This window comes from Nodosilinea sp. LEGE 07088, assembly GCF_015207395.1.
Classification (GTDB): Bacteria; Cyanobacteriota; Cyanobacteriia; order Phormidesmidales; family Phormidesmidaceae; genus Nodosilinea.
The window spans coordinates 1-13,880 of the sequence record NZ_JADEWX010000046.1 but is presented as its reverse complement, the minus strand read 5'-3'; the positions used below and the strand labels follow the sequence as shown (position 1 = coordinate 13,880).

7 protein-coding genes and 3 pseudogenes are annotated in these 13,880 nt (G+C 49.1%); 2 read left to right on the top strand and 8 right to left on the bottom strand.

What is annotated here, in order from left to right; translation table 11 throughout:
* Positions 1-81: 81 nt before the first annotated feature.
* The 8 genes and pseudogenes from IQ254_RS33600 to IQ254_RS12615 form a co-directional block, all read right to left on the bottom strand.
* On the bottom strand, positions 82-276 hold the full coding sequence (locus IQ254_RS33600) for a sigma factor-like helix-turn-helix DNA-binding protein (RefSeq protein WP_278000320.1): 195 nt from the start codon (positions 274-276) through the stop codon (positions 82-84).
* A 42-nt stretch (positions 277-318) separates the two neighbouring features.
* A pseudogene (locus IQ254_RS33595) lies at positions 319-537 on the bottom strand (DNA-directed RNA polymerase subunit alpha C-terminal domain-containing protein); the annotation flags it as partial.
* A 117-nt stretch (positions 538-654) separates the two neighbouring features.
* Positions 655-843 (bottom strand): annotated as a pseudogene (locus tag IQ254_RS33590) (DNA-directed RNA polymerase subunit alpha C-terminal domain-containing protein); the annotation flags it as partial.
* A 1,106-nt stretch (positions 844-1,949) separates the two neighbouring features.
* Entirely contained in the window at positions 1,950-2,255 is a 306-nt protein-coding gene (locus tag IQ254_RS33585; RefSeq protein WP_193966540.1) for an RNA-binding protein, read from the bottom strand.
* Positions 2,256-2,366: 111 nt separating this feature from the next.
* Positions 2,367-2,936, bottom strand: a pseudogene (locus tag IQ254_RS33580) (hypothetical protein); the annotation flags it as partial.
* Between the two features lie 1,123 nt (positions 2,937-4,059).
* A complete protein-coding gene (locus tag IQ254_RS12625) occupies positions 4,060-6,564 on the bottom strand; it encodes an ATP-binding protein (protein ID WP_193966516.1) in 2,505 nt (834 codons plus the stop codon).
* Positions 6,565-6,575: 11 nt separating this feature from the next.
* Positions 6,576-8,174, bottom strand: a complete 1,599-nt coding sequence (locus IQ254_RS12620; protein WP_193966515.1) for a hypothetical protein — start codon at positions 8,172-8,174, stop codon at positions 6,576-6,578.
* 180 nt (positions 8,175-8,354) lie between these two features.
* Positions 8,355-8,645, bottom strand: a complete 291-nt coding sequence (locus tag IQ254_RS12615) for a hypothetical protein (protein ID WP_193966514.1) — start codon at positions 8,643-8,645, stop codon at positions 8,355-8,357.
* 1,002 nt (positions 8,646-9,647) lie between these two features.
* Here IQ254_RS12615 and IQ254_RS12610 point away from each other — a divergent pair.
* Both IQ254_RS12610 and IQ254_RS12605 read left to right on the top strand, forming a co-directional pair.
* Positions 9,648-10,019 (top strand): hypothetical protein, encoded by a 372-nt coding sequence (locus tag IQ254_RS12610; protein ID WP_193966513.1) that lies wholly within the window; start codon positions 9,648-9,650, stop codon positions 10,017-10,019.
* 67 nt (positions 10,020-10,086) lie between these two features.
* Positions 10,087-13,880, top strand: a 3,794-nt coding sequence (locus tag IQ254_RS12605; RefSeq protein ID WP_193966512.1) for a strawberry notch C-terminal domain-containing protein, incomplete at its 3' end; no start/stop codon positions are given.

Here is a 13,880-nt window from a genome sequence, read left to right as displayed (position 1 = left end):
ACCGGAGGTGATTCGTCAGGTGGCGTCGGGCTGGGGGACTAACTTGTCAGTAAAAAGACTATTAACTTTGGCAATCGTCTCTTATGAAGAGGCTTTTGTCAGAGCGTTTTTAAGCTTTCCTAAGGCCTTTTTCTCTATTACCCGTGCTCGCTCGCTGCTAATATTAAAGATTTGACCAATTTCGCTCAAAGTCTTCTCGCGCCCGTCAGCTAAACCATAACGCAGCTTCAAAACATCTCTTTCTCGGATAGAAAGAATCTTTGAATCTTTTAGCAAAAAGTCTGCTTCTACTTTAGAAAGCTTTTCGCTAGGACCAACTGAAAACTCACTCGGCAAGGTAATACCTAGACGTGTCTGCAATACTTCAAAAAGCTCATCTGCGCTCTTGCCACCAAAATTCTTGAGTTCCAACAAATCTTCTTGACTGAAGTCTAGCAAGTCAGATACATTATCTATTTTTGCATTCTTCAACACTGTGTAAGTGCGAACTGACAATCGAAGTTCTTCTATAGGGATTTCATTATTTAGATTTATATCTGAAAGACTTTCTTCAGATAGACTCTCATGATAGTCTGACCCTAATAAGCTGCCAGGATCTTGCAATTTTGAATCGAATTCAGCATCAAAGTCTCCCCAGTTAATCGCAAAATGGCGTAACGATTCAGCTACTTCCTGATTGGATTTATGGCCAAAACCTTTAATGCTGAGCAAGTCTTCCGGGGTAAAAGTTGCCAAATTTGCTACACTATGGATGTTAGCGCGCTTAAGGCAATTATAAGCACGTACTGATAGTCTTAACTCCTCAATTGGAATCTCAGCATACTGATTAGGTATATCTAGAGATTTTTGTTCAAACGGAGGAAGTTCGGTTTCAGATGAAATGGGTGTTTCTATAAATGGCAGTGGTCTTGGTCGCCATGTTGTTGCTCGAACAGTTTTTATAATATTTGGCAAACAAGATTTGAGCTTTTGTCTTATTTGTCCAGTTCCGCTAGCTTCAAGAATCTCATATCCTCGTAACAAGGAGGGGATTTCCTGTTCCTGTTTTACTAACAATATTTTGGGGATTATGTGATCAAATAGTTTTTCAATAGCAATACTGATGCCAATTGATACAAAAGTCTCTGCTGAAGTTGTTGGCGTGATGCGATAGATGGCAAATGGAGTAGAGCGTACAGTTTGACAGTGACTACAGGTTAAAAGCTGATAGCCATCTGCAACGGTTAACTCATCAAAATAGTAAAACTCTAAATCGCTAAATCGGCTGAAGATTTCCTCAAAGGCACCTCGCACTTCATCACACTCAGATTGGCAAAAGCTAGAATGCTTGGTGTCCAATCCATCAGAAATGTGGCAGTGAATCGTTTGCTGTCCCCACTGCTGAGAACAGGGATGTTGTTCACGGAAGGAGCAAACGCGATTTCCAAAAATGCAGAAGCGGTTTAGCCAATCACGTTCTGGAGGGACATCTAGCCAGTGAGGAAGTCTTTTCCCTAACTCCTTCTTAAGAGTTATATCACCTGAAAACTCGACTATCTCAACGCCTTGTAGACAAGCCGGCAACGGCAGGTGTTGGTTGCTACTGTGACACAACAAGAGCGTTGGACGATTAAAGGCAATGGCAATGCCGAGTTCGATGAAGACGTTGCGTGGAAGATGCCAGTATCCTTGATTGTCTTGCCAGCTAGAGATGTCGTAGATGCCGTAGCGAGAGTTAGCAATCAGTTCAACCACCTTGTCGCGGAGAGGCTGAGTAGGATCAAAATGCTCAGCAGCGTACCAGGGTTCCAGACTGAATTTGGGCAAGGTGGTCGCACAGGCACTTTTGAGGTCCTCACTCCACTCAGCGCCGAGTGAATAAGCTACAAAGCACTTTTGATAACTATAATTTGTATACTCTGCTTGAATATTTGCTAATTGCTTCATCACCAAAACTAGAAAAGACTTTATTATTTTGAACGAGGCCTAGCAGCATTCACTCTAATTTCTCGACCCATCCACTCGGCACTGTCTAAAGCTTCAATAGCAGCATCAGCATCTGATGAACGTTCCATTTCTACAAAGGCAAATCCTCTACTGCGTCCTGTTTCTCTATCTTTAGGAAGTGATACTTTCCAAACCTTTCCATATGCAGAAAACACTTCTTTTACATCTCCCTCTGTTGCATCGAAGGATAAATTACCGACATAAATAGTCTTTCGTTGAGAACTTGGACTAGTGTTTCCATGAGATGGAGTTGCCTGAGAAGCTAGCATCTGTTTTAGTTTGTCAAATTCATCAGCCCACTTTGGATCAGGAGTTACCTGCGCCTGAATATCTTGTTGACCTTTGCGTTCTCTAGCAAAATTTACCTTTAGGGTGCGCCCTATCCATTCAGCTTCATCTAAAGCTTCAACAGCAGCTTCAGCTTCCGGCACTGTAGTCATTTCTACAAATGCAAATCCACGCGGACGTCCGGTTTCCTTATCGGTAGGCAAGTGTATTCGCTTTACTGAACCGTAATCCTCAAACACCATCTTGAGATCTTCTTCCGTTGCACTATAAGCCAAGTTGCCAACGTAGATCGTTTGGCTAGGTTCTGCCTTTTGAGATGTGATATTATTTTTAGAGGTTTCAGAAGAGATGTTTTCGTCAGAAGAATTAGGCGATTTTTGTGAATCATTCTTCTTATCGTATTCAGATCTGGCATATATCAAGTCCTCAGCTCTTGCCTTTCTAACTGCCATCTCTTTCCCCATCCATTCTGCACCATCTAACGCCTCAGCAGCAGCTTCAGCTTCTGAAACCTCTTTCATTTCTATAAGAGCTAGATTGAGATTCTGATTTGTATCTGGGTTAATGGGCAAATGAATCTGCACAACTTCTCCCCATTCTTGTAAAATTTCTTGAATCTGTTCAATTGTTGCTTTAGAGGATAAACCCTCTATGTAGATCATCCGTTCAATAGGGGTCTCCCCTAATTCTTCATCCGCCTCTGTAGATTCTGTAGGTTCTATTTCTCCATAAACATTGATAGTTGTGTCAATAAAAGGAAGTGCTCTCGGCTTCCATGATGCATTGCGAACCTTCTTTAAAACTTTTGGCATAAAGTACTTTAAGCTTTTTTTTCGCTCTTTATCGCTTTGAACAACGAATACTTCATAGCCAGCTAGGAGAGTAGGAATAAACTGCAAGTCTTCAGTGATTATAATTTTGGGGATCTTATATTCAAATTGTGTTTCCAAAGCAAGGCTCATTCCTATAGAGATGAATGCTTCAGCAGGAGTATGAGAATTAATACGGTAGATGGCAAAGGGCGCAGAACGAGTCATCTGGCAATGGCTACAAAGTAAAAAGCTATAACCTTCATTTAAAGAAAGAGAGTCTAAATAAGTATATGCCACATCTCCAAATCGCTCTAAGACATCTTCAACAACATCGCGAAAATCAGAACGATTAGGGTCTACTCCATCTGCAACTGTACAATTCAATTCTTTTTTACCAAACTGCTCAGCCTTGGGATGTAACTCTCTGTAACTACATCGCTGCTTACCAAAGCTGCAGTAGCGGTTCCACCAAGCAGTTTCAGGTACTGCATTAACCCATTTCGCAGCATGCTTAGAGAGACTTTGCTTAAGGGTTTTTGTACCACTAAATTCTAAAATTTGATCACTAAGGCTCTGTAAACCCTTTGATAAGGGAAGTTCCTGATTGCTTTTGTGCCTTAGTAATAAAATGGGACGGTTTAAGGCGATCGCAATCCCCAGTTCAATCATGACGTTACGCGGCATTTGCCAAGGGCTATTCTGATCTTTCCGCAAATACGAAATGTCATAGATTCCATAACGAGCGTTTGCAATTAGTTCTATTGCCTTCTGCCGTAAGGGAATGTCCGCTGCAAAATGCTTGCGCGCATAATCTGTTTCTAGCTCGCATTCTGGTTGTTCCAATACTTCTTCACAGGCACTCAATAAGTCATCACGCCAGTATGCTCGTTCACTGTAGGCAATGAAGCACTTCTGCCTTGCATAAGTCTGATATCTAGGCTGCAGCCCCTTAATCCCACTCTCATTCACTGTTTCAACCTCCGTTAACATCGTGAAGATGAGTTTTAGTTAGCTCTTGAATCTCTGCAGCATGCTGATTGATAAAGTAGTCAAAAAATTGCTTGACAGTCCTATCTAATACAGCACTATAGGATTGAGCCCTATCCCCTGCCTGAAGCAGATCTTGCAACCTTTGGTCGAGAGCTTGAGTCTGCATTACTTGGGTAAAGTTCAATTGCTGATCTAAGACATCTAAGAAATGGGATATCTCTAGTCTTTGTGATATACCTTCCCATAAGTAGCTCAATAGTAGTTGCTCAAATCTTTGGCTAATTTCTCGACGGATATCTATAGCAACGGGTAGGAATTTATATGAAATACTAGCTTCTCCTAGCTGGCTTAAAACCCAAGTAAACAGTTCATCCGGCATCATTCCAACAAGTCGAGTCGGAATCTGTTCTGATTTTTCAAAGGTTGCTTGCCAGACCAAATCTACGATCCGCTTATCATTCAAATGTCTTTCTGCCAACCAACTGCGTGTCTGTTCCAACGCTTCAAGACTTTTGCTATCGTCATCTCGTAAAAACAAGATTGGTAGCTCGCTGCCGACCACACATTGAATGAGCGCCTCCTGAAGTGCCTCACGCCTAGGTGTGTTCCGTAACAGTGCAATGTCCATTCGACATAGCCAACCATTTTCAATAATTACAGGCTCTAGCTCTGCAATGTGGGAGTACAAGATTTTATTTACATGGCTCTGTTCTAAAAGCTCTTGAGAAACATGTTCAGCCTGAATGGAGAAATAGCGATCAGGATGACTGGGCAACATGAGTGTTCCTACAGCAGATCGAGCAACCCGTTGAGTCAAGATTTTGCTTTGGCTCTGGTATTTTGTCAGGAAGCTGCGCAGTCGGTCTTCAGCATCGATATTCTGTAACCATGTAGCAAGCGTCTCTTCTTGACCCAACTTGTTACGCAGCTTTTCTAACAGCTGATCAAAAACAAACCGCTCATTCTCTTTAAGTGAATCTAGAATCTCATCTAGCACGCGAAAAATAGTCTGTTCTAGCCGTAATTCCTGCTCTTCCTTTGCCTGATGAAATGCTTTCAGTAAGCGATCTAGTACTTCTCCCATGACCTGCTTAAATGGGAGATGATTGATTTCTGTCTTACTAAACTCTCCGGACTCAATACTGGGACAGATTAGATGCAAAAAGACAATGGCTGGAGTTTCTTCATCAATGCCGTATACGTCGAGAAACTCGCGCAATCCGATTACTGCTCGGTCAGTTTGCATTGGGGCAAGCAATCTACGGCGCAGAAAAGGGTCGTCGTATGTAGGGCTAAAGTTGATCGCTGTCCAGATCTCTCGTGACCCTTCCTGAAGAGGCGCAATCGCGACTTCTATCACGAATGGAATACTCGGCTCATCTCCTACATCTCTAGAGATATCGTAGAAAATATCCCCATCCAAAAAGAATATTTCGGCAAGGGTGTGGCTAATACGTTCTTTGCCAATAAAACCTAACTGCAGGGAGTCAAATGGTGGGTTCAGTTTACACATCAACTGGTGAAGCTTTTTAGAATCTGCTGCCTCAAAATCCTCAACAGCAAGACTTTCCTTGCCAAATTCCTCTAGCAGCTTTGTTGTCAGCTCTTTAGCACCGCTAGCACCTACACTGGTATCAGCAAAGTTGCCAAAGCAAGCGCTAATCGACTCAACCAAGAGTATATTTTCTGCTGAGGCTTCATTCTGCTTACGATGAAGTGCCCCCAGCAAATCCTGAAAAGCCGTCAGAGAATACCACTGTATTGGGGCGACTCCACGAAACTTAGTCATCCAGTCCGTGTTCTCTTCATAGCTAACCGACCATTCCTCGTCCTCGACTTCTATATTCCAATGAAATTCAACGTGAGGGTTGCAAAGACGATACTGCTTAGCTAAGCGCTGAATTTCCGCCAGCGTGCGAGGTTTCTCTTGCTCAAAATAGTCTAAAGCAACTCGAACTGTGGTGCCTTCAGTTTGTCGATGTAGTTTCTCTGCGCACTCGAGCTGTATAACTTGCTCGGTTGTGTCCACCAAATAGGTCGGTAGATATTCTTTACCGTCACAAATAATGGACAGCGGCTTTTGATCTGGACTCCAGTCGCTAGCCACTCGATTGCGCAACGCATAAGGAATGCCTAAGAGAGTTTTGAGCGCATTACCCAGTGCTCCTCGCGTGAGGCCCTTGATAAACGCTTTACGGGAAGTATATTGGCGGGTTGCAAAAATTTCAGGAATCAGGTTAGCTGGAAATACTGAGCGGTTACTCACCTGAACGAAGAGCTGCTTAGCCGCATATTCAATTCTCATCTTCAAGATTGGATGTTGCTCTAGATCCTCGCGCCAAAGGCCTTCGTCAGCATCCAATGCATTATCAATCAGCTCTTTGAGGATATAAAAATCCCATTCATGTGCCGGGCGACCAGTGGTTCGACGTAAGCCCTCTAACCGCACAAAGTCAAATTCACGATTGAATGAGAATGCCTCTGCCATATTCTCCCCTACTAAGCATATCGGTCAAAAAAAGCTTGATGCTGGGAAACGACGTCTTGCTGCAAAGTAACAAAATTTGGGAACTGATACATTCCCATACCCCGCAAATCGAGCGGCACCTCTCGGTTCGACCGATGCATCATCAAAAATGGCCGATTTAGGCCAATACTGATGCCCAAGGCCAGAAAGGTAAAGGGTGAGCATTCCTCATCAACTCGGTAAATAGCAAAGCGAGAAGCCTGAATCGACTTAACTAACTGCTCCAGTGCCCAACCAGAGCTTTCCGGACTGTTCAGCGAGTTGGAGAGAGAAACCATTTCCAGACGAGAATATTTCGGCTCGACGGCCTCTGCAATGCTGCCTTCAAAATCCTCATCTTCAATCAGTCCACCACCAGCAATCAGATAGACTGACTGGCTGCCAGGCTGAGGCAAATTGCTGACAAAATGAACAACGCCAAAATCATATTCCTCGATTTGCCCGGATAACTCTCTCCGCATCGTCCGGAATAAGCCACCTTTCACATAACGGCTGAGGCCTTGCAAGATATCTGGAACTTGCGCCTCATAATGCTGGATTAAAAAGAACGGAGTCCCTAGCCCAATCGCAATTCCGAGTTCTAAATAGACATTTCGGTTGTCGGAAGGGGGAAGCAAAAACATGCTGAAGCGAGTCGTAAAAAGCTTCTCGCAAATGCCACATAACCGAAATCCACCCAGTAAGGTATCTCCAGAAAAATAAGGTTCAACGAGTTGCTGAGTATTTTCTAGCAGCACTGCTGTTAATGCCTGACGCCAGTCAGGCAAAATATCAGGCGTTAATCCATGAGAAACAAAATAATGGTCTGGGTCAGGTTGCAGCAGGCGTCCCTTGCATAAACCCCTTCCAAAAAGCTCAGGAAGGGGTTGTAATCTCGCTCGGATAACTTGTACCGTTTGTTCGGCATCAACCAAACCGACTGCACTCATCTCCTGGCTGAGGTCAACCGCCAATTCATGCTGTCCTGCATCGTAGACCTCTATTTGTGCCTGAGGCGACAGTTTCCGCTCCACAACGTCTGCAAAATAGGCCTTGAGTCTCTCTTCGCTTTCTCCAATTTCTTGAACAAATTCTGCTCTTTGCTCCAGAAGGTCGTAGGCAATCGCCAACTCTGGTACACTTTGTTGCTCTCTCAAAACTCGCTGATAACAATCCAGAAAATCGCCAATAATTTCTGCAACGGTTAAGTTTTGCTGCTGACTCAGAAGAGAAAAAACTGGCTGCGGGCTCAGATGCAATCTCCAAGCATCTTGCAGTGCTGTCTCATCTAAGGGGGCTCTATTCAAAATCGCTCCCCCAATCTGTTCGACGACTACAGAATGTTGAAAAAACTCATCGACTCCCAATGCTTGTCTCTTCGGATATTTCTTAAAGTAAAGCTCCAAAGATTTCTTTAGAGCATCCTGCAATCTCTCTTGGAAATTAGGCTCTATAAAACCTGCCCGTTTTAGCGCCTTTCCAAAAATTGTGTTTTCCAGGAAAGGCGCTTGATGAGTCAGGATATCTGTTGCAAGGTTGGTGGCTATTCCTGCCGCCAGTGCGCTTGCAGCAAAGGATTCGGGAAGGGGCATCAGAAAATCAAGCTAGAGAGAGGTGGAGAGGATTCTTGCCTGCCATCATAGCTTAGGTGCCTAATCAGACGCTTCTTTTAGTCGCTACCCGAAGGTTAAAAGAGAATAAAGGTTGTGCCTGTCTTGCTCATAGGAGCCTCGCATAGACCCCTATGAGCAAGACAGGCATGCATAAACTCCTCAGTTTCCTCTTATCTGCCGATACCGGAGCAAGTAGCTAAACACCTCTCCCTGCTCCGGGGTAATCAAAATCCCCGACTCCGGTATCGTGAACTGGCGGCTCCACTCCCGCTGCTCCGCATACCTCAGCAAATGCAGGTGGTTAATCGCTCCTTGCACCCCCTCCGGCGACCCAATCACCAGATGGCGCAACCGCTCGCGCCCCGGCTGACTCTCCGAATTGGCAAGCAGTAGCGGATTCGTCGCCTCGCCCCGACGAGCAGACGACAGCAGATATGGCAAACACAACATGAGGGTTTCCTCCAAGAAACGGATGGGTAGGAAACCCAAAACTTGGCCACTCCCAGACAATATGCGGTTCGGAGCGGCCACGAGTAAAATGCTACTCAGCGCCCGAGACTGCTTGCTCAGCCTTGGGGGTCAGCCGCTGGTTGGTGTCCCCACACCTTCCAGTGGCGTTTGACCAAATTTTGGGAATCAAGCTGCACGCACACAGCTCTAAGTCAGAAATTTAGCCTATTGCGATCGCCTAAGCAAGTCAAAATTGCTACAGAGTGCATCTCCGTCTTGAACCTTAATAATGCCGGGGGAAGCCTTGAGAGGCAGCCGTCACTCCTTTACAGTCAGCAGTTACACTACGGTATTGCTGTGGGACGGCGTTACTGTGCGATGGTCAAAGACCGGCAGGCCAACGCACAATAGCCCTGTCACCCATCTCACCTCTACGGTGAGGCGTCAATGATTGAGTGCGATCGCTCACTGGTTTAGATTGCGACCCAACAATGCCAATGCGAGGGCTCACACGCTTAATGTGTCTATGGTTTGCTTTAGTGTCATAGAGCAACTTCGAATCTGCAGCCGTCACAATCTTAATTGCACGCCTCACAGTCTTAATGCGACGGCTCACATTCTTAATGTGTCTATGGTTTGCCTTAATGTCATAGAGCATGTTCGAATCTGCAGGGCTCACATTCGCATAGGCTCAATTCACATTGGCATTGTCATTGCTGCACATCAATCATTCAGCGCTGACATTGAGCCCGCAACGCCAAAACCCTTTCTGGTCTGAGGGCGACCTTTATCAGCACTTTATCAAAATCGTTAGTCTCAGGTTGCAACTGGGCAATCTTGGCAACAGATGAGACAAATCGACGCTACCGCCCCAAACGTCGCCCTGACTCGTCTGTTCCAGAACTACTCGTCACTGTTCCATCATCTGCTCTACGCCTGAATCTCTCAGGCAGGCGGACTGTTCGTGTCCAGCTACAAATCTACCAATTAGGTTTAACTTCTATGGCTGTTGTCAATATTGCTCGTCGTCTATCTGTAAAAACCGTTAGAGCCGATATCGATTCCCTCAATGCCCTCGGCACCGTCGAGGGCTACGCGCCTGTGCGAGCCGACTCTGCTCCCGAGGCCCTCAAAACCAGCTATGCCAACATGCTGGCTACGCAGCAAAAAGAAACTGAGCTGCAGGCCATGATGAAAGCCGCTAGCGACACCGCCCGCCAGGCCGAGTGGGAGTTTCACAACGCCATTCTGTCGATGAAAGAAGCCGTTCGCGCCCAGTTTGGCCCCGACAGCAACGCTGCCCAGGCGATTGGCTACAAGAAAAAGTCGGAACGCAAGCGTCCTCGTCGCACAGTTAAAGCAGAGGCGATGTAAGCCCCTGTAAAACTAAACCCTCCAGGCTCGTAAGCAAAACTTACGGGCCTTTTCAATTGCCTGCAACATGGCCAGTGCGGCCCACCAGGCGCTAGAGCGATTCGAGCAGCACCACGGCGACATTGATACATACCTGGCCACTCGCCTGGGCTATGGTTCCGTTTCTGAACTGCACCAGTACTTCAGCGCTGAACAGGTCGATGCCTCAGCCCTGGCGATCAGCAATATCGAGCAGGGTGCAGGCTTCATCACGGGCGACCAGACCGGTATCGGCAAAGGCCGCATTTGTGCCAGCATCATGCGCTATGCCCAGCAGCAGGGAAAGATTGCGCTGTTTATCACTAAGGACAAGCCCCTCTACGCCGACATGATGCGCGATGTGGGCGACATTGGAATGCGGCGGTTTTCGCCCTTCATCACTGATAGCGGCACCGAGATTCCTTTGGCCAATGGCGCGGCACTGAAAACCGCAGGAGCCGCTAAGCAGCAGGCGGAAATGCAGGCGATGATTCAGCGGAGGAATTTGGGCCGCTACAGTGCCGTGTTTACCACCTACAGCCAGCTTCAGACGGTGGGAAAGAAAGAACCGCTGCGACGGACGTTTCTGAGACGGATGGCTCCCAACGCTATCTTGATTCTCGATGAGGCCCATCAGGCGGGGGGCAGCAAGGGGGGATGGAAAGAAGCCGGGCCACCCAATCGGGCCGACTTTGTCCGCGAGTTGATCGACCTGTCTTCGGGAGTGTTTTACTCGTCGGCGACCTACGCCAAACGGGCCGATGTGATGGATCTCTACGCCCGGCGCACCGACCTGCGGCTGGGCGTCAGCAGCAGGTCGGCGCTGGAGACCATTCTCACCCGTGGGGGTGTGCCACTTCAGCAGATCGTCGCCAGCAAGTTTGTGGCCTCAGGGCAAATGCTACGGCGGGAGCGCTCCTATGAGGGCATCTCGTTTCAGGCCAAGACCGTCCCCGTTGACCGGGAGGTAGCCGATGACTTCTCGGCGGCGATGCGGGCGATTAAGGATTTTGATCGGGCCAAGCAGAAGGCGGTGAAGGCGATTGGTAATGAGGCCAAGGCGGAGGCTAAAGCCTTAGGAGAAGATGGGGCAATTGGCGAGGTGGGAGCCAGGAGCACCAACTTCACCTCGCTGATGCACAACTGCATTGAGCAGGGGCTGCTGGCCCAAAAGGCAGATGCGACGGTGGAGGAAGCCATTGCGGCCCTGAATCGGGGTGAAAAGCCCGTGATTACGGTGGCCAACACTATGGGCAGCTTCATCGAGGCCCACGCAGAGTCTCAGAATTTATCGCCGGGGGAGGCCATGAACCTCTCTTTTGGGGATCTGCTGGAGCGGTATCTGGAGCGATCCAGAGATGTGGTGGTGATAGATTACCGGGGCCACTCCACCCGGCTGCGACTCAGCGATGATCAACTCGGAGCCGAGGCGGTTCTGGCCTATGAAGAAGCCCTGGACTGTATTCGCGAGAGTGATTTCACCAGCATTCCCATCAGCCCAATCGACTACATTGAGCAGCAGCTAGAGCGATCGGGATACCGGGTTACCGAAGTTACGGGGCGCAAGTCAGGGATTGAGTATGGGGCCGATGGATCCATGGCCTACAAAGTGCGGCTGGGGGAGGAGACTACCGCCAAGGGTAAGATCGATGCGGTAGCCCGGTTCAATGCGGGGGATGCCGATGTCATTTTGCTCAACTGCTCGGGCTCGACCGGCATCTCGCTGCACGCTTCGGAGAAATTTGCTGACCAGCGGCCTCGACACATGATTGTGGCCCAGGCGGAACGAGACATCAATGTGTTCATGCAGATGCTGGGCCGGGTACATCGTACCGGGCAGGTAGCGCTGCCTGCCTACACCTTATTGATGGGTGACCTTCCAGCCGAAAAGCGACCGGGAGCAATCCTCTGTCGCAAGATGGCGAGTCTCAATGCCAACACCACAGCAGCGCGGGAGACCGACATCTCGCTGAACACCGTGGTGGATTTTATGAATCCCTACGGGGAGCAGGTGGTGACGGAGTTGCTGGCCGATGACCCGGAGCTGAATGCCAAGCTGGATTTCCCTGCCGCCCAGGGGGATAGCGGTGCTTCAGATATTGCCCTGATTAAGAAGATGACCGGGCGGATTCCACTGCTGCCCATTGCTGAACAAGAAGCGGTCTACAGCCTGATCGAGTCGGAGTACTGCGACCTGGTGGATCAGGCGCGGGCGATGGGAGAGAACATTCTAGAGGCGGATCAGCTGGATTTAGAGGCCAGGCCCCTGGCGCGGATGGAGGTAATGGCCGATGACAGCGAAACGGCCAGCGAGTTCACCGGGCCAGTGTATCTGGAGTTGGTGGAGGCAAAGAGTGAGAGCAAGCCGCTGACCCAGCTCCAGGCGATCAATGCCGTGCGGGAGTCGGTAGGGTTAGCGGAGGTGGCGTCGGTAGAGGCTCACGACCCGGATGATTTGGCTGTACGGGCCAAGCAGCAGGTGGCGGCGACCATTACTGAGTTGGAAGCGGCAACCAATCGCTACCGGCAGGTGGCGATCGCCCAAAAGCAAGACAGCAAATCCATTGAGAAGCTGAGCGATCGCATCGAGCAGCAGCTTATGCATGTATCCAGTACGCTCGAAACCTTTGTGCCAGGGACACCGATCCGGCTGGTGACACCAGCCAGCAAGACGATTCTCTATGGCGTAGTGGCTGGGGCCGATGCCAAGAAGCGCTCGGGGAGTCCGGCAGCACCGAACCGCTGGAAGCTTCGGATTTTGGTGGCTGATTCCGCTCGACAGATTACGGTGCCCTTGTCGAAGTTCAACACCGGTCGGTCTGGGGCGATCGATGCCACGGTGCAGACCGAAGACTGGTTTGGCAACAGCGTTTACTCGCTGTTCGACATGCAACAGGAAGCCGGGCGAGTCAACCGGCAGATCTTCACCGGCAATCTGATCAAGGCGTTTGAGAAGTACTCTAACGGCAAGCTGGTGAACTACACCGACTACCGGGGCGAGGTCTGCCAGGGGCTGATCATGCCTAAGGGCTTCGATATTGAGTCGGAGCTGACGAAGGAGCCGGTGGCCTTGAATGAGCCCCAGCAGGTGTTGCGGTTCTTGACGGAGCTGACGAACCGGCAGGGGACGGTAAAGACCCTGGATGAACTGTTGCTGCTGAAGCCTCAGCAGGCGGGGGAGGGGTTCATTCTGCAAGCGCCGAAGTCGAAGGAGGCGGGCGGGCGCTACTACCTGGATGAAGACCTGATTGCGGCGGCGGGGTCCGATTTTTACTCGGTGGCCGATCGCATGGAGGTGGTCATTCCCCCAGAGCGGTTGGAGCGGGTGCTAGGAGTGGTGATGCACCAGCGAAACTACACCCTGGCGGCGTTTGAGTTTAAGGAGGTGGCGCGGCAGTTGATGGGGGTGTCGTTGCCGACGCTGGAGAAGGTGGAGATCCAGGAGGTGAAGCCGCCGGTTGTTTCTCAGCCGGTGGCTCAACCCAGGCCAGAGCTAGCCGTGGAAAGGCCTGGGGTCGAAACTCCTGTATCCCCAGCCGTGCCCAATCTGCCCCCCATCGGCCAACTGGAGAAGCGAATTCTGCGGTTTTTGAGGAATGCCGGGATTGAGCAGGAGGTAATGAACTCCCAAGAGTTTCACCAGCGGATTGAGAATGAGTCCTTTATTCCGCTGGTGGTGGAGCGCCAGGGGGATGAGCTGTATCTGACCCATTACCTGACCCAGAACGGGGATATGTTCATCGACTCGGAGATGGTGTTTCGGGTGCGGGGCGAGGGGCACATCGAGTTTAAGGAGACGGCGGTGCAGAGTCTGCGGGGTGGGGAATCGCGGATTCCAGATCG